Source organism: Seonamhaeicola algicola (assembly GCF_007997385.1).
Classification (GTDB): Bacteria; Bacteroidota; Bacteroidia; order Flavobacteriales; family Flavobacteriaceae; genus Seonamhaeicola; species Seonamhaeicola algicola.
The window spans coordinates 146,788-166,153 of the sequence record NZ_VOSC01000030.1 but is presented as its reverse complement, the minus strand read 5'-3'; the positions used below and the strand labels follow the sequence as shown (position 1 = coordinate 166,153).

Here is a 19,366-nt window from a genome sequence, read left to right as displayed (position 1 = left end):
TACTAGTTAAAAAATTAGATATTGCATAAAAATTTTAAAATTTAAGGTTGCTCTAATTTTCGGGTAACACGTTTTTTTATGAAATTGATTAATGTATTAAGTAGCATTTTTAAAGCAGAGCTTTATTGTATTGTAATAGTTTTATTGATATATTCTTGTAAACCAAAAAACTTTGATGAACCCCAAATATCTCTTGATAATTATAAAATTGAAAGTGGATTTAAATTACAAGCTGTAGCCTCTGAACCATTTATAGAAGCTCCCGTAGCTATGGATTTTGATAATAAAGGCAGAATGTGGGTGGTTGAAATGAAAGGTTATATGCAAAACCTTAATGGAACTGGTGATGATTTACCAAACGGAACCATTTCTATTTTAGAAGATTTAGATAACGATGGTATTACAGACCATGCCAAAGTTTTTTTAGATAGCTTAGTTTTACCAAGAGCTATAGCACATGTTTACGGCGGACTTTTATATGCTGAACCTCCAAATTTATGGTTTGTAGATATAGAAAATGATATGCCCAAAAATAGAGTTTTGGTAGATTCATTATATTCTGATGGTGGAAATGTAGAGCACCAACCAAATGGGTTACTACTGCATATAGATAACTGGATTTATAATGCAAAGTCGCATTTTAAATACCAGCGTAAAAACAATAAATGGATAAAAAAACCAACAGCATTTAGGGGGCAATGGGGCATAACTAAAGATAATTTTGGTAGGCTATATTACAACACTAATTCGGTACAACTTTTAGGAGATTATGTATTGCCAAACACCCTTACTGAAAATCCATATTATAAACCCCAAGCAGGTTTAAATAACAAATTAACCCCAAACCAAAGGTTGTACCCATTGCACGCTACAGCTGTAAATCGGGGGTATGTTAAAGGCGTTTTAAGTGCCGATAGTTTGTTGTTAAACGTAACCTCGGCCTGCGGACCACTAATTTATAGAGGCAATAAATTTTCAAATGAATATAAACAAAATGCGTTTGTATGTGCTCCTGAAGCCAATATTGTTAAACGTAATATTTTAACTTTTGAAGCAGATAGCGTTACTGCAAAACAAGCTATTGAAGGCGAAGAATTTTTAGCTGCTACCGAAGAGGGTTTTAGGCCGGTAAATCTTAATAACGGTCCCGATGGTAATTTATACATTGTTGATATGCACCGAGGTATTATACAAGATAAAGCCTTTATGACACCCTATTTACGAAGTTTATTAGCCAAAAAACAATTAGATACTATTATAGGCATGGGGCGTATATTAAAAGTTTCAGCTGAAAATAGCCCCCAAACAACAGCCATTAATTTAGATGATTTAAATACCAAAACTTTGGTGAATTTGTTGAATAGTGATAATGGTTGGTTAAGAGATAGGGCACAACATATATTAATTTATAAAAATGATAAAGCTGCAATACCTTTATTAAAAAATATACTAAAAAATAATACAAATGAAATAGCTAACATACACGCATTATATACTTTACATGGGTTAAATGCTTTAAATTTTAACTATTTAAATAGTATTTTAAAAACTAGTAGTGTAAAAACAATTTGTCATACATTGGTTTTATTAAAAGCGTTTGCTTCAGAAATCCATATTTCAAAATTTAATGAAACACTCCAATATTTATTAACAAAAAATAATCCTGAAATTGATTTATACGCATTAAGTTCTCTAAAAAACTGGTTACAATTAAATACCCAAACATTTTTTCCGGTAGCACATAATATAGTTTCAAAATACAAAAACAATACAGTGTATTATGAAGCTTTAATAAACGGTTTAAGTGGTGTTGAAGCAGAGTATGTAAACTATATAAGCAGTAAAGAAGTTACACCAGGTTTAAAATCAATGTTAAATTTAGTAGTTGCAAATAGGGTAAACAAAAAGCAAAATGGTATTTATACTAGAAGAAAAACCTATACAGATTCTAGAACAGCAGGCTATATTACTTATAAAAATATGTGTGCAACATGCCATGGTTTTGATGGTGAAGGTATTGAAAGTTTAGCGCCTCCGTTAATGAATTCTGAATACATTACTGAAGCATCGGAAAAACGATTGGCTTTGGTGTTACTTCATGGTTTAACAGGGCCTGTTCACGTTAATGGTAAGTTGTATGAGCTTAGTACTACCATGCCAGGATTAGCAAATAATCCTGATTTTTCAGATGCCGATATTTTAAACATTATTAAATATTTAAAAAGTGCTTTTGCAGGAACTTCTGAAAAAATAACAATTGATGATTTAAAAAGTTTACGCAAACTAACCCCTGAAAATGGAGCTGTTTACACTGAAAAAGAGTTGGCAGATTTAATTGAAAATTAAAAATTAGTTTTTAATTAAAACATAGTTGGGCATTTCACTTTCAGAAATATCAATATATTTTTTACCATTAAAAAGTGCATTATTGTCAATTTTAAAAGTCATGGTTTTTTTTGTGGCAAATCCTGAAATAATTTTTTCTTCAGAATTTAAAACATTGTTGCCTTTAATTTTTAAAAATCCACGACCGTAGCCAATAGCAATAGCAGCTTGCTTACTATGTGTAATGGTGTTTCCATCTAAAGTAATATTACTAGAGCCAAAGTTTATTTTTTCTTCATTTGGTATTTTTCGCCCGTTACCATGCCCCGTATATCCTGTTGAAAAAATAATAATAGCATTACCAACATCATTTTTCATGGTGTTGTTTTTTATTAAAACATCACGGGTGTCATGCTCAATATGTACAGCTTGTGAGTATTTTTGTAAGCCACCATGCATATTGTTATTTTTAATTAAGGCGTTACGCGTATTGGCTAATGCAATATTAAAGCGGTCTGCCACATAAAAAGTGCAGTTTTTAATAACTATGTTTGCATGCTCAATTAAATCAGTATCAGCAAAAGCGTTATCAATACTTATCTGGTGGTCGCCTTCTTCAAAAGTACATGTGTTTACAATAAAGTTTTTTAGAATAACAGAATCAAAAGTTTGTAAACTGAACTTACAATTTTTAAAATACGTGTTTTCAACATTAACATTAGTAAAATTACCTCTAAAATCTATACCAGTATATTTACTGTTAGAGAAATAACAATCTTTAACAGAAATGTTAGAAAGTACTTTAGTTCCAGACTCAATTCTGATTAAATTAACGGCGTTTTCAAAAATTAAATTTTCAAAATGTGTGTCTCCAACTTTTAGTAGTATTAAATTACCTTTTTTTTCGGTTTTATAAAGTTTGAATTTTTTAGTTTTAGAATGTTTTTTTCCTTTGAAAGTGATGCCTTCTTTGTTTATAACAAAAGGTTTATCGTCATGTTTAAATTCAATATCAATATCAATTAAAATAACATCGCCTTTTTGCGCTTTGTTATAAGCTTTTTGAAGTTTCTCAGATGAAGTTCCGTTAAATGAAGATACCTTTAAAGTGTTTGCATAGGTTTTAAAACTAGCAGTTGCGAATACTAAAAGGATAATGATTTTATAGGTTGAATGCATACTTTAAATTTTATTTCAAAAATACATACAACCAAAAAAAGTAAAGGTTTCGTTTGAGTTTTAATTTAATACAAATGGATTTTTAATGCGATTCTTTTAATAATTCTTTAGGAAATTTAGCTTTAAACCTATTTAATCTTGGAATTGAAACATTTTGAATATAAGGGTGGTTAGGATGCAAGCGTTCATAGTTTTGATGGTAACCTTCAGCAACCCAAAATTTTTGAAACGGATATACTTCGGCAGCTATTTTAGCATTTAACTTTTTAGCCAAAGCTTCTTTTTTATTTAAAATAATTTGTTTTTGTTCTTCATTTTGATAAAAAATTATAGAACGGTATTGTGATCCCTTATCTGGGCCTTGACCGTTTACTTGTGTTACGTTTTGTGATGCAAAGTAAACATCAACTAGCGTTTCAAAACTCACTATATTTGGGTTGTAAATTATTTCAACAGCTTCGGCATGTCCTGTTCTACCGGTGTTACTAGCCTCATAGGTTGGGTTTTTTGTGTGGCCACCAGAATACCCTGAAATAGATTCTTCAACACCTTTAACACTTTCATAAATGGCCTCAACACACCAAAAACATCCGCTTGCAAAATAAGCTTTAGCTAAACCATTTTTAAGGGGTACTTCAACGGGTTTTGCATTAGTAATATTTTCTTGTTGCTTTTTTGTTTGAGCTGTATTTTGGCAGCTAAACAGTAATGTTATGGCAAATAGTGTTATAATGTTTTTCATAAAAAAGTTTTATTAATAAGACGTATAAAAATACAAAACCTTAATTATAATTTTGGTTTAAATAAAAAAAGCCTCCACTTTAAGTGAAGGCTCTCTTTAATTATATTTTAAAACAGATTAAAGTTTAGAAAATAACTTTTCCATTTTTTCTTTTTGCTCTTCGGCTAAAACAGCATCAACTAAAATTCTGCCACTGTGCTCATCTGTAATTACTTTTTTTCTAGAAGCAATTTCAACTTGTACTTGCGGTGGAATAGTGAAGAATGAACCGCCAGATGCGCCTCTTTCAATTGGCACAACTGCTAAACCGTTTTTTACACTGCCTCTAATTCTATCGTAAGCAGCTACTAAACGCTCATCAATTTGCTCTTTATAACTAGCAGATTTTTCAATTAAGGCTTGCTCTTCTTTTTCAGTTTCAGCTAAAATATCATTTAACTCACCTTTTTTGTGTTTTAAATGTGATTCACGTTCTTTTAAACGCTCTTTGGTTTCAGAAATAACTTCTTTTTTCTGTTCAATTTGCGCTTTAAATTCTTTAATGTGTTTTTCAGCTAACTGAATTTCTAATTCTTGAAACTCAACTTCTTTAGTTAAAGAGTTGTATTCTCTGTTATTTCTAACGTTTTTTTGTTGCTCAGAGTATTTTTTAATTAAAGCTTTAGATTCTTCAATTAAATTTTTCTTTGAAGTAATATCGTTATCAATTACTTCTAAACTAGCAACAAGTTTTTCTAATCTTATGTTTAGGCCAGCTACTTCATCTTCCAAATCACGAACTTCTAAGGGAAGTTCACCTCGTACATTTCTAATTTCGTCAATACGAGAATCAATTAATTGTAAATCGTATAAAGCTCTTAAACGCTCTTCTACAGTTACTTCTTTCTTTTTAGCCATACTTTAAAAATACTTAACAGGATTGGTATTGGTGTTTGATAAAACGACTGCAAAATTAGTAATTTTTTTTGTAAGATACGTTACTAAAAGGTTTTTTGTGAACTGTTCGCTTTCATAATGCCCAATATCGGCCAATAAAATGCTATTTTCAGCCGCAAAAAAGTCGTGATATTTTAAATCGGCAGTTACAAAGGCATCTGCTCCACAGGCTTTTGCTGCATTCATAGCAAAACTACCCGAACCCCCTAAAACAGCAACTTTTTTTATAGGTTTATTTAAAAAGTTTGAATGCCTTATAAAGCCGTTGTTCATGGTTGTTTTTAGGTGTTTTAAAAAGGCTTCTTCAGGCATAGGCGCTTCAAATTCTCCAATCATGCCCATGCCAATGTGCTGGTTTTTGTTTTCAATAGTTATAATTTCATAGGCTACTTCTTCATAACTATGTGTACTTTTAAGTGCTTTTATTATTTGGTTTTCTTGGTGTTTAGCAAAAATTACTGATACTTTAGTTTCGTTTTCGGTGTGTGTTTTACCAATATTACCAATAGTAGGGTTGGCATTTTTGTTAGCCTTGTATGTGCCGTAACCATCTGAATTAAAACTACAGTTACTATAATTACCAATACTACCAGCGCCAGCATTAAATAGTGCATTTCTTAAAGTTTCGGCTTCATCTTTTGGCACATAAGTAGTTAATTTTTTTATGGTTTTAGGCTGTGGAATAAGTATTTTTTTATTGGTTAAACCAATTTTATTACAAATAACATCATTTACGCCTTGTAAAGCATTATCAAGTGCTGTGTGTATTGCGTAAATAGCAATATTGTTTTGTATGGCTTTTAAAACAACGCGTTCTACATAGGTTTTACCAGTTATTTTTTTTAATCCTTTAAAAATAATAGGGTGGAAGCTTACAATTAAGTTACAACTATTAGCAATGGCCTCGTCAACAACAGTTTCTAAAGTATCTAGTGTAACTAAAACTCCCGTTAATTTTTCATTTTTATTGCCAACAAGTAGACCTACATTATCAAAATCTTCTGCATATGCTAATGGTGCAAGCGCTTCTAAATGGTTAATTACATCTTGAATAATCATAATATTTGCATGATTTCATTATTAAACAAATATAAAATATTTACTTTGCCTTAGTAAAGCAATAACTATTAAAGTTAGCCGCTTTGTTTTAATTGATAACTAAACAAATAATATAAACCTCAAATACATGAAAATAATTAGATACATTTTATTACCCATTGTACCTATTTATTATGTAATTACGTGGTTTAGAAATAAACTTTATGATTTTGGTTTGAAAACATCAACATCATATAACTTACCTATTATTTGTGTTGGTAACTTAAGTGTTGGTGGTACAGGAAAAACACCAATGATAGAATATTTAATTTCTATTTTGAAACATGATTTTACTGTAGCTACATTAAGCCGTGGTTATAAGCGTAAAACACAAGGCTTTGTTTTAGCAGATGATACTAGTAATGCTGAAACTATTGGCGATGAACCGTTTCAGTTTTTTAGTAAGTTTAAAAATGATGTTTTAGTAGCTGTTGATGCTAACCGCAATAATGGTATTAAAAATTTATTGCAGCAAAAGCCAAAGCCAAAACTAATTTTACTAGATGATGCTTTTCAGCATAGAAAAGTTAAAGCGGGTTTTAATATTTTGTTAACCACTTATGCTAACCCATATTTTAATGACATTGTTCTACCAACGGGTAATTTACGCGAACCTAAAAGTGGTGCTAAAAGAGCAAATATTATTATTGTAACTAAATGTCCGGATAACTTAACAGAAGCCACTAAACAACATTATTTAAATAAAATTAAGCCCAAGCCTTACCAAAAGGTGTTTTTTAGCGGTATTAATTATGCTAATGAGGTTTACACTAATACTAGTAGTAGAGCACTAGACAGTTTTAAGCAGTTTACTTTGGTTACAGGTATAGCAAACGCTAAGCCTTTAGTAGATTTTTTGAATAAAAAAGGCATGAATTTTAAACATTTAAATTTTAAAGATCATTATGATTTTACAAATGCAGATGTTGAAAATTTAAATAACGAAAGTATTATTATTACTACTGAAAAAGATTTTATGCGTTTAAAACAATATACAATTTTAAAAGATAAATTGTTTTATTTACCAATTACAGTTGCATTAAATGATGCTATTACGTTTAATAGTTTAATTACAAATTATATTAAGAAGCAGTAGCTGAAGTATCTTGTTTAGAAGCTAAGGCATTAAATAGTTTTTTCTCAAACTCTTCTTGCTTAAACGGTTTAGGAATTATATCAGTAAAACCAGCTTCTTCAAATTCTTGCATTTTGTCTTCAATGGTTACAGCTGTAAGGGCAAATATGGTAAGTTCTTTATCAAAGGTACGTACAATTTTTGTAGCCTCAATACCACTAATTCCTGGCATGTGTATATCCATTAAAATTATGTTATAGTTATTGGCTTTAATCATATCTACAGCATCTTCGCCATTATCAACAATATCACATTTTAAAGACATTTTAGTAAGTATTTTTTTAGTGATCATTTGGTTTATTTTATTGTCTTCAACCACTAAAATTTTAACTTTTGTAAGATCTAATTTTTCTTTTTTCTGTTCAAAGAAAGATTTTTTGTCTTCCTCTTCTTCTTTAACTTCAGTATATTCTAAAGGAATATCAAAGAAAAACGTGGTGCCTTCTCCTAATTCACTTTTTACATGAATTTCACCTTTTAAAATATCAATTAAACCTTTAACAATAGATAAACCTAAACCAGTACCGCCATATTTTCTATTAATTTGAATGGATCCTTGGTTGAAGCTTTCAAACATATTGTCTTGTTTTTCTTGGCTAATACCAATACCATTATCTTCAATCTCAAACCTTAGGGTGTACATTTTATCTTTTATTTCCATTTGATAAACCCTAATCCAAATATCACCATCTTTGGTAAATTTAATAGAGTTACCCACAAGATTTATGAGTATTTGAGAAATTTTAATTTGATCTGCAATAAAGTTTTCAGGTAAGTTTTTATCATACTCAAAGTGTACTTTTACATTATTATCTTCAGCAGAATTGTTAAGTGCTAAAATAATATTGTTTATTTTTTTCTTTAAGTTAAACGGCTCAGTTTCAAGTTCTACTTTATTGGCTTCAATTTTATTAATTTGAAGAATATCATTAATAAAGGTTAACAGATAGTCTCCTGAAAATTTTAACGATTTTAAATGCTGAATTTGCTCTGGTTTTGGGTCTTCCTCTAAAAGCATGTTACTTAAACCAGTTACGGCATAAAGCGGTGTACGTAGCTCATGTGTAACTGTTGATAAGAAGTTGGCTTTAGTTTTTGAGGCTAATTCAGCTTTTTCTTTAGCAATAATAAGTTCTCCATTTTTTTTGTGAAGCATATTATTGGTTTTAAGCCTTATGTTATTGTTTTTGTATAATGATAGTGTTAAGAGCGATAAAATTGTAATTAAAGCAACGCTTAAAATAGAAATTAAAGTTCTTACGCCATCATCTTCTTCTACTTCAAGTGCTTGCGCCTCTAACTCTTTAATTCTATCATTTTTTTCATTTAAAAGAAATTGAGCCTCTTGTACTTTTGTTGAGCTTATTCTTGTTAAATGTCTTATAGAATCTGATAGTGAAACATAGTTATTTAAGTAATTTCTAGATAATCTATAATTACCTATAGTATTATGTATGTTACTTATTGTTAAATACCCATTATTTAAAATTGATGTGTAATTATGTTTTTTTGCAATTTGTAAACCTTCATTTACTAATTGTAATGCCTTTTGGTTATCGCCTAACTTACTGTAGGAAATGGCATGATTTACAAGGCCATCACTTAAAATTTTACTATTGTTTGTTTTTTTAGCAATAGCTGTAGATTGCTCAATTAAAGATCTGGCTTTACTGTAGTTTTTTAAAGTAATATAAGTTTTGCCTTCTAATAGTAATGTTTCTGCAACCCCAATTTCATTATCTTCTTGCTCAAATAAGTTTTTAGCTGATTTAAAATAGTCTGTTGCTTGGTTGTAGTCATTTTTACTAACATAAACTTCGGCAAGTGCTTTGTATGCTTCAGCTAAATTAACATCATCTTTATTTTCACGATGTACTCTAACAGCTTCGTTTAAAGATTTTATGGCATTATCTTGCTCTTCAATTATTAATTGAAGTTTACCTATTATGGTATAAATAACCCCAATGCTTTTTCTATTTTTGTGTTTTTCAGCAAGGTTTAGGGCTTCATCTAAATTTTTTTGTGCTTCGCGATAATTGAACGTTTCTAAATGGTTATTAGCTTGTTCAATATGGTGATTAATGCTATTTTGTGCAAGTTCTGGGTCTTGCTCAATAGTTTTTTGAGACCAGCCAAAAACGCTTAATAACATTAATAAAGCGAGCGTATAATGCTTAAGTTGGGACATTTCAATTCATTATATATCAACAAATATAATTATTTTATCGATAAAACACACATTTTTTCCGATAAATTGCAAATTAAATCTACAATTCTTTTTGAATAGCCACTTTCATTATCATACCAACCAATTATTTTTACCATATTACCTATTACTGATGTCATTTGAGCATCAAAAATACATGAATGTGTGTTGCCAATAATATCTATTGATACTATTGGGTCTTCAGTATATTCTAAAATGCCTTTATAACTGTTCTCAGCGGCTTTTTTAAAAGCATCATTTATATCGTTTATAGTAACGGTTCTTTTTACATTAAATGTAATATCAGTTAATGAGCCATTAATAACAGGTACACGAATGCCACATCCACCAATAACATTTGATAGTGATGGGAAAATTTTTGTTAAAGCTTTAGCTGCTCCAGTTGTTGTTGGTACAATAGATTGGCCAGCAGCACGTGAGCGCCTTAAATCACGGTGTGGTTGATCATGCAAACTTTGGTCTGTTGTGTATGAGTGTACTGTGGTTATGTAGGCTTGGTCTATGCCACATAAATTATTTACAATATCAATCATTGGAGCCGCATTATTAGTGGTACACGATGCATTTGATATAATGGTTTCACTGCCATCAATTATTTGATCATTTACACCTAAAACAATAGTTTTTATATCATCTTCTAAAGGCGGAACACTTAAAATAACTTTTTTGGCACCGTTTGTTATATGATTTTGTAACTCTAATTTGGTTTTAAATTTTCCTGTAGATTCAATTACAAAATCTACATTATACGGTAGCCAGTTTATGTTTTTAGGATGTTTTTCTGCTAAAAGCGGAATGTGTGTGTTATTAACAATTATTCCATTTTCATCATGAGTAATTGTGCCATTAAAAATACCATGAATGCTATCATATTTTAATAAATGACTTAGCGTTTTAGCATTGGCCAAATCATTTATAGCCACAACTTTTATGGCATCATAGTTTTGAAGAAGTCTGAAAACGCGTCGGCCAATTCTACCAAAACCGTTAATTGCAACAGTAATCATTCTATTTTAATTAATGTGTTTTTGTGCTCTGTAAGAAGAGCGAACAAGCGCACTACTTTCTACATGGCGAAATCCTAAGCTTAATCCAATTTCTTCGTATTCTTTAAATTGATCCGGGTTTATAAATTGTTTTACAGGTAAATGTTTTTTACTTGGTTGAAGGTATTGCCCAATAGTAACTACATCAACATCATTTGCTTTTAAGTCATGTAATGTTTCAATAACTTCTTCTCTGGTTTCACCTAAACCAAGCATAATACCAGATTTTGTGCGTCTTTGTCCTGCTTGTTTTAAGTATTTAAGTACACCCATGCTTCGGTCATACTGAGCTTGTATACGCACTTCGCGCGTTAAACGTCTTACAGTTTCAATATTATGCGAAACTACTTCAGGGGCTACATCAACAATTCTATCAATATGTTGTTCAATACCTTGAAAATCTGGAATTAAAGTTTCCATAGTTGTTTCAGGGTTCATGCGTCTTACAGCTTTTACAGTTTCGGCCCACATAATGCTTCCCATATCTTTTAAATCATCTCTATCAACACTAGTTAAAACTGCGTGCTTAATTTTCATTAATTTAATAGAGCGTGCCACTTTTTCGGGTTCATCCCAATCAACGGTTTCTGGTCTGCCTGTTTTAACGCCACAAAAACCGCATGAACGGGTACAAATATTACCTAAAATCATGAAGGTAGCAGTACCTTCTCCCCAGCATTCACCCATATTAGGGCAACTACCAGAGGTACAAATGGTATTAAGTTTGTATTTGTCTACAAGACCTCTTAACTCTGTATATTTTTTACCTGTTGGAAGTTTAACACGTAACCATTTTGGTTTGGGTTGTCTTTCAGGTAGTATATTGGATAATGTTTCTTTTTGCATAGTAAAATAATGAAAAAGCAAAGATACGAAGTATTCTTTATAAAAAAGGCTATAAAGTAGTGAGATACCAAATGCTAAAACCTATTAAAAAGATAATACCACACCAGCTTAAAATACGTAAGCCTTTGTTTGGTTGCCATTTTTTTGGTGTGTGCTTACCTGTTATTAGTTTATAATTAATTATGGCATAAAATGGGGCTGTTATAAATGATAATACTGTAGCTATTTGAATTAACAAACCCATTTCTGAAGCTAAAAATAGAAAGATAAATATGGTGCCAATAAAAAGAAGCACAATCCAAAAATTATACATCTTTAAGGTTTTGTTTTTAAAGAGAAGCTGACTTGTTTTTGCCATTGTTCTGGGTGATGCATCTAAAGTTGTTAGTGTCGTGCTAAACATGGTTGTAAATGCTGCAATAGCAATGATAACATATGCCCAACTACCAAGCGTATTTGCATACATGTTTATTAACTGGCTAGCAAATTTACTAGCAGAATTACTAAATGTTTCGCCACTATTAAACATAACTAAAGCGCCTAAAAGTAAAAAGCCAATGCCTAAAATTAGTGTGCATATGTAGCCAACATTAAAATCAAATAATGCCAATTTCACGTTTACTTTACCAATTTCTTGTTCTTTTTCTATAGCCCAAAGTGATTGCCATACAGATACATCTAAAGGTGCTGGCATCCAGCCCATAAAAGCAATTAAAAACGTAATTTCTATAGTGTTTTTTGGTAAAACTTGGTTTAAAGAAATAGGTGTTGTTGTATTTAAGGCAAAAGTTACAGCAGCAATGGTACTTATGGTTAAAGTAATAATGATTAATTTCATTAACCTGTCTAACAATTTATATTTACCCACAATTAATAAAAACAAACAAAGTATTAAAATAATAACAGTCCAAATTTCAATACTTGTTATGGTTTTACTACCAACGTTAAAAGTTTTAAAATCTCCAAATAAATTAGATGCTAAACCTGCAGTAACAATGGTTACAGCTGTTTGAATGGTAAACATTGTAGCTATATTAATTATATAATACGCCATTAAAACGCTTTTGCCTAATTTTTTATAACCATCTAACAAACTTTCGCCGGTAGCGGCAACATAGCGTGGACCAAATTGAAAAAACGGATACTTAAATAGGTTTACAAGTACTAATGCCCAAAGTAAACCTAAGCCAAAATTGGCACCTGCTCTGGTTGATTGTACCAAATGCGAAACACCTATGGCGGCACCGGCAAATAAAATACCCGGACCTAAATTTTTAAGCTTAACAATCATGATGTTTTTTGAATAACCTCTGCAAGTAATTTTTTGGCACGCAATAATTTTACCTTCACATTATTAATAGGTTCATTAAGCTCTTGCGAAATTTCTTTATAACTTAACTCTTGAAAATAACGTAGGTTTATAACCTTTTGGTAATGTGGTTTTAATTTTTTTATATCCTTTAGAAGTTTTGCTAAATGTTGCTCTGTAATGAGTTTGTCTTCGGCAGAAGGAGATTCATCTAAAATTTGATAAACTGATTTGTCGTCATTTGAAATAACTTGCGAAATTGAAGTTTTCTTCTTTCTAATTAAATCAATATGAATGTTTTTTGAAATGGTTATTAGCCATGTTTTAAACGTGTAGTTTTCATCAAAAGTTTCTATTTTATCAAACGCTCTAGAAAAGGTTCTAATAGCAATATCTTCAGCATCATTTTCATTTTGAATGCGTTTAAGTTGAAATCCGTAAACATAATCCCAAAAATTATCAAGTAGAAAATTAAACGCTTTTTGGTCGTTAGCTTTAGCGCGTTTAATAGCTTCGTTTATTTCCAATGGTTAGGTTTTGAAATAAGATTGTTTATAAATATAGTTAATTGCATTGTAATTAAAAAAACTTCTAAAACTGGTAGTAAAAAAATAATATCATTTTCTAATAGTTTTTTTGCTGATGCACCATAAACAAAATACATAATTATTAACCTAATTAAAAAAAGCGCTAAAACTATTTGCCAATTGTAAGTAATTGCAAATAAAACGGTGGATAAAACCCAAAATAGTAGGGTACAAGTATATATTAAAGCTAGCAGTATTTTATGAATTATTTTATAATGCTTAGCGGTTGATATGTGTCTTCTTTTTTGTTTAAACCAGGCTTTAAAACTGGTTTTAGGTACAGATTTTGTAAAGCTTTCTTTGGTAAAACAAATAGCTGTATTTTTTTTTGTTGCCACTTGGTTTACAAATAAATCATCATCGCCAGAGCGCACTTTTATGTGGTTTATAAAACCATTGGCTTTAAAAAAAGCAGCTTTGGTATATGCTAAATTACGGCCAACACCCATGTATGGTATGCCAATTTTTTCAAATGAAAAGTACTGAATAGCTGTTATTAAAGTTTCAAACCTAATGAGTTTGTTTAAAAATGATTTTTTTATCCTTTTGTAAGCACCGTAGCCTAAAACAATTTGTGTATTTTCATTAAAATGAGCAGTCATTTCTTGTATCCAGTTGTTTGAAACCGGTTTGCAATCAGCATCTGTAAATAACAAATAATCATGTTTTGATGCTTTTATGCCTAAGGTGAGTGCGTATTTTTTGTTACCCCAAAAGGCTTCAACATTTTTTACATTTACAATTTTTATATTGTTATTTGTGTTTGCAAAATGTTCAATAACATCTAAAGTATCATCTTTTGAAGCGTCATTTATTAATACTATTTCAAAATCTGGATAATTTTGATTTATTACAGAAGGAAGAAATTGTTTTAAATTTTCAGCTTCGTTTTTAGCACAAATTATAACCGAAACCGGAAAGGTTTTTGGAGCGGTATTTTGTGTTTTTAAAAATGAAAACCTGCTAAAAATTAGCGTGTAGTATATAACTTGAATAGAAACTATGGCAATGAATGCATAGTAAATAACATCAAGTATTATCATATAATAAATTATGAGTGTTGAGGTTCGCTACAATCTGCGAATTGATCTGGAGTTTTACCACAAAAACCACAGGCTTCCCCGTCTTTGTTTAACATTGGGTTTTGGCTTGCACAAGTTCCGGCAAATTTACCATCTTTTTTTGCCCAAATTTTTATGGCTATACCTGCTACTGCTAATGCTAAAATAGCTGTTGTAATTAAAAAAAGTTTCATGCTTAAATTTTATACAAAGATACATATACTAAACAAACTATTATAACTTTTTTTGGTTTTGATTTTGTGACTTTAATGAAAATAAGTGTCAGATAATATATATACAAATTACTAACAATTAAATACATTATCATGGAACAAGTTTCAGAATCTTTACAAAGTTTTTTTTCATCTATATCTTCAGGTTTAGGTGATTGGGGATTAAAATTAATAGGAGCCATAGCAGCATTAATAATAGGGCTTTATGTTATTAGAATAGCAATGAAGGCCTTATCTAGGCTATTTGATTTAAAAAATATAGACGGTACTTTACAGCCTTTTTTACTAACTACCATTGGGTTTATTTTAAAACTATTGCTAATAATATCAATAGCAGGCATTGTTGGTGTGCCAATTGCATCATTTGCAGCTATTTTAGCTGGTGTTGGTGTTGCTATTGGAGCGGCATTTAATGGCTCTTTGGGGCATATAGCTTCAGGTATTATGCTATTAATTTTCAGACCTTTTAGGGTTGGAGATTTAATTAAAACAAATGGCGCTTTTGGTTTTGTAAAAGAAATATCAGTTTTTGTTACGGTTATTGAAACATTTCAAAACGAAACTGAAATTATACCAAACTCATCAATAACAGCTAATAAAATTACTAATTTAACTAAAGTAGGTAATTTACGTGTTGATATGCCTTTTGCTATTCGTTACGGTGCAGATATTAATAAAGCAAAACAAATAGTTTTAGAAGTATTAAATGGCGATAAAAATGTGCTAAAAGATGAAAGCTTAAAAGCAAGAGTTGCCGTAAATAATTTAGGAGAAAACAGTGTTGAACTTTTAGCGTTACCGTACGTTAAGTGTGAAAATTATTGGGATGTTTACTGGGATACTCGTCAAAATATTGTTGAAGCTTTAGGTAAGGCTAATTATGAAGCACCACTACCACAACGTGTTGTTACTATGGTTAATAAGTAATTAAATACTTGTTTTTATCTATAAAAAAAGGTTGTTTTAAAATAAACAACCTTTTTTATTTAATAATATTTAAGCTTTTATTGCAAACTAATTTCGGCAACTTCGTTTTCTAACGATGCTATTTTGTTACCACCTTTATTTTCAATAGTAATTTTTAAAGCTAAAGCATTTTCAGCATATGGTATAGACATTAACTTTCTGTCCGTTTCATTTAAAATGCCCAAGTTTACCATTTTATCTTGTACTTCGGCCCAAATTTGGTAGCATTGTTCTTCAGGTAATTCTGGTAATGATACCACATCAATCATTGATGTTTTTTCTTTTGGGTTAATGTAAGCAACTGTTTTTAAATCTTTAGCACGCTCATTGCCGTTAATAATGTATTTTGCCGTTTCAGGGTTGTTAAGTTTTAACAATTGGCGCATTACATCATCTAAAGCTTTACGGTTTTTTTCAATATCACCTCTTAAATCAAAAATTTCTTCATCAACTACAACGGTGTCTTGTTTTAGTTTTTGTGTTTGATCATAAAAGTAAATAGATGTACCTGCAAAAATAAAAGCCGCAATACTAGCAGCAATACTAAATTTATACCATTTTTTGTATTTGCTGGTACTATTTAGTTTAATAACAGGTGTATCATCAAGTTCATCTAAAATATTATTTAAAATATGTTTAGGAGCCTCTACAGCATTAGTTTTTGCAATTATTTCTAAGTTGTGCTGTAAGGTGTTATACGCATTCTGTACTTCTGGATATCGTTCAATGTAAGACTCAACCATTTCCGTATTGGCAGGAGTAGTTTCACCTATTAGATATTTTTCTAAAAGGCCAGAATTTAAGAATGTAGCAATCTTTTCATTCATGACTTTCTTTAGTTAAGGGTTGTAAATTTTTTTTAATTCTCGTAATCCTATTTTTAATCTAGATTTTATAGTACCCAACGGAATATTTAATTCATCGCTGGCCTCTTGCTGTGTCATGCCCTCAAAAAACAGGGCATTTATTACAATTTGATATTTTTCGTCAAGAGTGCCTAAGTGTTTTTTTAAGTCTAAAACATCTTGATTTATGCTATCAGCTGTAAAAGTATATACGACAGAAGTTTCAATTTGGACTTCATTGCCACTTTTGTTTTTTACAGATCTAATTTTATCAATTGCAGTATTGTAAGCAATTCTATATAACCAAGTAAAAAGTTTGGCTTTACTGGCATCATATTTCTTGGCATAACGCCAAATTTTAACAAAACTTTCCTGAAGCACATCTTGTGCTGTTTCGTCATCAGATATTACCTTTTTAATAACACCAAACAGCGCATCGGCATAGTTTTCGTAAAGTAAAGAAATAGCTTTTTTGTTGCCTGCTTTAAGTAGAGACACTATTTCCTTTTCAATAGGTGATGTCAAGATATATAATGTTTATTAATAGTTAATTTTACCAAAGGTAACATTTAGTTTTAAATTATAATATGTTTACTTCGGCTTCAATTGAAATATCAAATAATCGTTTTACTGTTTCTTGTATAATTTTTGATAATTTTAAAATATCATTACCCTTGGCATTACCGTAATTTACAAGTACCAATGCTTGGTTTTTGTGCACGCCATAATTGCCAAAACGTTTACCTTTAAAACCAGCTTGCTCAATAAGCCAACCAGCAGGTACTTTTACGTGAGTGTTTGATACTGGGTAACTAGGTATATTTTCAAAATTATGTTTTAGTGTATTATAATGTGTTACCGAAATGACAGGGTTTTTAAAAAAACTCCCGCTATTACCTATAATTTTTGGGTTTGGTAATTTGCTTTCGCGAATAGAAATTACAGCTTTTGAAACATCTTGAATGGTTGGGTTTGTAACACCCATGTTTTCAAGTGCTGAAGTTATTGCACCGTAATTTGTATTTAGTGTATGCTTTTGTTTAGTTAGTTTAAATGTTACGCTGGTAATTACATGTTTACCTTTTTCTTCTTGTTTGAAAACAGAATTACGGTAACCAAAATTACAGTCTTCTTTTTTAAAAACTTTTAAGGTTTGGTTTTTAATAGATATGGTTTCGCAAGAAACAAAAACATCTTTTAATTCAACCCCATATGCACCTATGTTTTGTATGGGGGCAGTGCCAACATGACCTGGTATTAATGACAGGTTTTCAATACCACCATAATTGTTATTTAGGCACCAAAGTACAAACTCATGCCAGTTAGTGCCTGCATTTGCTTTTACGGTAACAAAATTAGCATCTTCACAAACTACTTCAATGCCTTGTATGTTTACATGAATTACTAAGCCATTAAAATTTTGGGTTAATAGCATGTTGCTACCACCACCAAGTAACAATTTGTTTGGGTAATTTTCTTGTTTTAAAACATGTATAAGCTCGTTTGTATTTGAAACAGCTGTAAAGTGTTTTGCTTTTACATCAATACCAAACGTGTTATAAGGTTTTAAAGATATGTTTTGTTTTATGTGCACTAGTTGTTGTAAACTTTTAAAGCTTGTTTAATTATATTTACAGCTTTTACTAAACTTCTTCTGTTAAGTACGTAAGCAATTCTAATTTGGTTTTTACCAAGTCCTGCCGATGAGTAAAAACCACTAGCAGGCGCTACCATAACCGTTTCGTTATCAACATCAAAATGTTCTAAAAGCCATTGGGCAAAATGATCAGAATCTTTTACGGGCAATTCAGCAATACAATAAAAGGCACCTTTTGGTGTAGATACCCTAACACCTTCAATTTTATGCAATTCTTCAATAAGTGTGTTGCGCCTATTAATATATTTATTTTTTACATCTTCAAAATAACTTTGCGGTGTGCCTAAAGCGGCTTCACTTGCTATTTGCGCGTAAGTTGGCGGACTCAATCTTGCTTGTGCAAATTTTAAAACGGTATGCCTAACGGTTTCATTACGTGTTACTAAGCAGCCAACTCTGGCGCCACACATACTGTAACGTTTTGATACCGAATCTATCATGATAGTATGTTCATCTAAATCTTCAAGTTCTAAAATAGAGTAATGCGAATCTCCATCATAGGTAAACTCACGATACACTTCATCTGAAATTAAAAATAAATCATGACGCTTAACAATATCGGCCAATTGCTTAATTTCTTTTTCAGAATATAAACAACCGGTTGGGTTGCCTGGGTTACAAATCATTATAGCCTTAGTTTTAGGCGTAATTAATTTCTCAAATTCTTCAATAGCCGGAAGCGCAAAATTATCATCAATATTAGAAACAATTGGCACAACTTTTACACTTGCAGAGGTTGCAAAAGCTATATAGTTTGCGTAAAAAGGTTCGCAAATAATTACTTCGTCATCAACATCCATAATACTACCAAAAATAAAGGCAATAGCTTCACTGGCTCCAGTAGTAACAACAATATCTTGGTTGGTAATTTTAATGTTATGTTGGCCGTAATAGTTGGCTAATTTATTTCTATAAGTTTCAGAACCTTCAGAACGTGAGTACGATAAAATTTCAACATCATTTTCTTTTACAGCCTTTAAGGCAACTTCTGGCGTTTTAATATCAGGTTGCCCAATATTAAGGTGATATATATGTTTACCGTTTTTTATAGCTTTTTCAGCAAACGGCACGAGTTTTCTAATAGGCGATTCTGGCATTAACTGCCCTTTTTTAGATATTTTTGGCATCTAATTTTAAATTTAGTGTGCAAATTTGAGAAATTTTTATTAAAAAG

Annotated in this window: 18 protein-coding genes; 3 read left to right on the top strand and 15 right to left on the bottom strand. The window is 30.7% G+C overall.

Features of this window, described 5'->3' with window-relative positions:
• Positions 1-78 precede the first annotated feature (78 nt).
• Positions 79-2,346 carry a PVC-type heme-binding CxxCH protein gene (locus FUA26_RS13060; RefSeq protein ID WP_147136942.1) on the top strand — a complete coding sequence of 756 codons (2,268 nt, stop codon included), beginning with the start codon at positions 79-81 and terminating at the stop codon, positions 2,344-2,346.
• Between the two features lie 3 nt (positions 2,347-2,349).
• Here FUA26_RS13060 and FUA26_RS13055 read toward each other — a convergent pair whose 3' ends face one another.
• The 4 genes from FUA26_RS13055 to FUA26_RS13040 all read right to left on the bottom strand — a co-directional run bounded on the left by FUA26_RS13055 (position 2,350) and on the right by FUA26_RS13040 (position 6,241).
• Positions 2,350-3,504 carry a right-handed parallel beta-helix repeat-containing protein gene (locus tag FUA26_RS13055; RefSeq protein WP_147136939.1) on the bottom strand — a complete coding sequence of 385 codons (1,155 nt, stop codon included), beginning with the start codon at positions 3,502-3,504 and terminating at the stop codon, positions 2,350-2,352.
• 82 nt (positions 3,505-3,586) lie between these two features.
• On the bottom strand, positions 3,587-4,246 hold the full coding sequence (gene msrA / locus FUA26_RS13050) for a peptide-methionine (S)-S-oxide reductase MsrA (RefSeq protein ID WP_147136936.1): 660 nt from the start codon (positions 4,244-4,246) through the stop codon (positions 3,587-3,589).
• A gap of 117 nt (positions 4,247-4,363) precedes the next feature.
• Positions 4,364-5,143 (bottom strand): zinc ribbon domain-containing protein, encoded by a 780-nt coding sequence (locus FUA26_RS13045; RefSeq protein ID WP_147136933.1) that lies wholly within the window; start codon positions 5,141-5,143, stop codon positions 4,364-4,366.
• A 3-nt stretch (positions 5,144-5,146) separates the two neighbouring features.
• Positions 5,147-6,241 (bottom strand): Nif3-like dinuclear metal center hexameric protein, encoded by a 1,095-nt coding sequence (locus FUA26_RS13040; protein ID WP_147136930.1) that lies wholly within the window; start codon positions 6,239-6,241, stop codon positions 5,147-5,149.
• 127 nt (positions 6,242-6,368) lie between these two features.
• On the opposite strand from FUA26_RS13040, the gene lpxK reads away from it, so the two are divergent.
• Positions 6,369-7,376: a tetraacyldisaccharide 4'-kinase gene (gene lpxK, locus FUA26_RS13035; RefSeq protein WP_147136927.1), complete on the top strand. Its 1,008-nt coding sequence runs from the start codon at positions 6,369-6,371 to the stop codon at positions 7,374-7,376.
• On the opposite strand, the gene FUA26_RS13030 is transcribed toward lpxK, so the two are convergent.
• From FUA26_RS13030 to FUA26_RS13000, 7 genes are read right to left on the bottom strand one after another with little or no spacing between them, the layout of a single operon-like run.
• Complete coding sequence (locus tag FUA26_RS13030) at positions 7,363-9,603, bottom strand: ATP-binding protein (protein WP_147136924.1); 2,241 nt, start codon at positions 9,601-9,603, stop codon at positions 7,363-7,365. The two genes, lpxK and FUA26_RS13030, sit on opposite strands and share 14 nt — an antisense overlap.
• Positions 9,604-9,632: 29 nt before the next feature.
• Positions 9,633-10,649 (bottom strand): type I glyceraldehyde-3-phosphate dehydrogenase, encoded by a 1,017-nt coding sequence (gene gap, locus FUA26_RS13025; RefSeq protein ID WP_147136921.1) that lies wholly within the window; start codon positions 10,647-10,649, stop codon positions 9,633-9,635.
• 6 nt (positions 10,650-10,655) lie between these two features.
• A complete protein-coding gene (lipA, locus tag FUA26_RS13020) occupies positions 10,656-11,534 on the bottom strand; it encodes a lipoyl synthase (protein WP_147136918.1) in 879 nt (292 codons plus the stop codon).
• Positions 11,535-11,583: 49 nt separating this feature from the next.
• The gene (locus FUA26_RS13015) at positions 11,584-12,825 is read right to left on the bottom strand and encodes an NRAMP family divalent metal transporter (protein ID WP_147136915.1); all 1,242 of its coding nucleotides are present in this window, start codon (positions 12,823-12,825) and stop codon (positions 11,584-11,586) included.
• Positions 12,822-13,370: an RNA polymerase sigma factor gene (locus FUA26_RS13010; RefSeq protein WP_147136912.1), complete on the bottom strand. Its 549-nt coding sequence runs from the start codon at positions 13,368-13,370 to the stop codon at positions 12,822-12,824. Before FUA26_RS13010 ends, FUA26_RS13015 begins: the two co-directional genes overlap by 4 nt.
• Complete coding sequence (locus FUA26_RS13005) at positions 13,361-14,473, bottom strand: glycosyltransferase (RefSeq protein ID WP_186826918.1); 1,113 nt, start codon at positions 14,471-14,473, stop codon at positions 13,361-13,363. Before FUA26_RS13005 ends, FUA26_RS13010 begins: the two co-directional genes overlap by 10 nt.
• Positions 14,474-14,481: 8 nt before the next feature.
• Positions 14,482-14,685, bottom strand: coding sequence for a membrane or secreted protein (locus FUA26_RS13000; RefSeq protein WP_147136909.1), 204 nt, complete (start codon positions 14,683-14,685; stop codon positions 14,482-14,484).
• A 132-nt stretch (positions 14,686-14,817) separates the two neighbouring features.
• Between FUA26_RS13000 and FUA26_RS12995 the strand changes: the two genes are divergently transcribed.
• On the top strand, positions 14,818-15,651 hold the full coding sequence (locus tag FUA26_RS12995) for a mechanosensitive ion channel family protein (protein ID WP_147136907.1): 834 nt from the start codon (positions 14,818-14,820) through the stop codon (positions 15,649-15,651).
• Positions 15,652-15,728: 77 nt separating this feature from the next.
• Here the strand turns inward: FUA26_RS12995 and FUA26_RS12990 are convergent, their stop codons facing one another.
• Genes FUA26_RS12990 through FUA26_RS12975 form a run of 4 tightly spaced genes read right to left on the bottom strand, consistent with a single transcriptional unit; the run spans position 15,729 to position 19,319 of the window.
• On the bottom strand, positions 15,729-16,517 hold the full coding sequence (locus FUA26_RS12990) for an anti-sigma factor domain-containing protein (RefSeq protein WP_147136905.1): 789 nt from the start codon (positions 16,515-16,517) through the stop codon (positions 15,729-15,731).
• A gap of 12 nt (positions 16,518-16,529) precedes the next feature.
• Positions 16,530-17,060 (bottom strand): RNA polymerase sigma factor, encoded by a 531-nt coding sequence (locus FUA26_RS12985; RefSeq protein ID WP_147136902.1) that lies wholly within the window; start codon positions 17,058-17,060, stop codon positions 16,530-16,532.
• Positions 17,061-17,115: 55 nt separating this feature from the next.
• Positions 17,116-18,129 (bottom strand): UDP-N-acetylmuramate dehydrogenase, encoded by a 1,014-nt coding sequence (murB, locus tag FUA26_RS12980; RefSeq protein WP_147136899.1) that lies wholly within the window; start codon positions 18,127-18,129, stop codon positions 17,116-17,118.
• Complete coding sequence (locus FUA26_RS12975; RefSeq protein ID WP_147136896.1) at positions 18,129-19,319, bottom strand: pyridoxal phosphate-dependent aminotransferase; 1,191 nt, start codon at positions 19,317-19,319, stop codon at positions 18,129-18,131. Before FUA26_RS12975 ends, murB begins: the two co-directional genes overlap by 1 nt.
• Between the last annotated feature and the right edge of the window lie 47 nt (positions 19,320-19,366).

Coding starts and splice junctions, on each gene's coding strand:
- FUA26_RS13055 (WP_147136939.1), bottom strand. CDS start 3,504: ATGCATTCAACCTATAAAATCATTATCCTTTTAGTATTCGCAACTGCT.
- FUA26_RS12995 (WP_147136907.1), top strand. CDS start 14,818: ATGGAACAAGTTTCAGAATCTTTACAAAGTTTTTTTTCATCTATATCT.
- FUA26_RS13030 (WP_147136924.1), bottom strand. CDS start 9,603: ATGTCCCAACTTAAGCATTATACGCTCGCTTTATTAATGTTATTAAGC.
- FUA26_RS13045 (WP_147136933.1), bottom strand. CDS start 5,143: ATGGCTAAAAAGAAAGAAGTAACTGTAGAAGAGCGTTTAAGAGCTTTA.
- lipA (WP_147136918.1), bottom strand. CDS start 11,534: ATGCAAAAAGAAACATTATCCAATATACTACCTGAAAGACAACCCAAA.
- FUA26_RS12975 (WP_147136896.1), bottom strand. CDS start 19,319: ATGCCAAAAATATCTAAAAAAGGGCAGTTAATGCCAGAATCGCCTATT.
- msrA (WP_147136936.1), bottom strand. CDS start 4,246: ATGAAAAACATTATAACACTATTTGCCATAACATTACTGTTTAGCTGC.
- gap (WP_147136921.1), bottom strand. CDS start 10,649: ATGATTACTGTTGCAATTAACGGTTTTGGTAGAATTGGCCGACGCGTT.
- FUA26_RS13040 (WP_147136930.1), bottom strand. CDS start 6,241: ATGATTATTCAAGATGTAATTAACCATTTAGAAGCGCTTGCACCATTA.
- FUA26_RS13015 (WP_147136915.1), bottom strand. CDS start 12,825: ATGATTGTTAAGCTTAAAAATTTAGGTCCGGGTATTTTATTTGCCGGT.
- FUA26_RS12990 (WP_147136905.1), bottom strand. CDS start 16,517: ATGAATGAAAAGATTGCTACATTCTTAAATTCTGGCCTTTTAGAAAAA.
- FUA26_RS13060 (WP_147136942.1), top strand. CDS start 79: ATGAAATTGATTAATGTATTAAGTAGCATTTTTAAAGCAGAGCTTTAT.
- lpxK (WP_147136927.1), top strand. CDS start 6,369: ATGAAAATAATTAGATACATTTTATTACCCATTGTACCTATTTATTAT.
- FUA26_RS13000 (WP_147136909.1), bottom strand. CDS start 14,685: ATGAAACTTTTTTTAATTACAACAGCTATTTTAGCATTAGCAGTAGCA.
- FUA26_RS13005 (WP_186826918.1), bottom strand. CDS start 14,473: ATGATAATACTTGATGTTATTTACTATGCATTCATTGCCATAGTTTCT.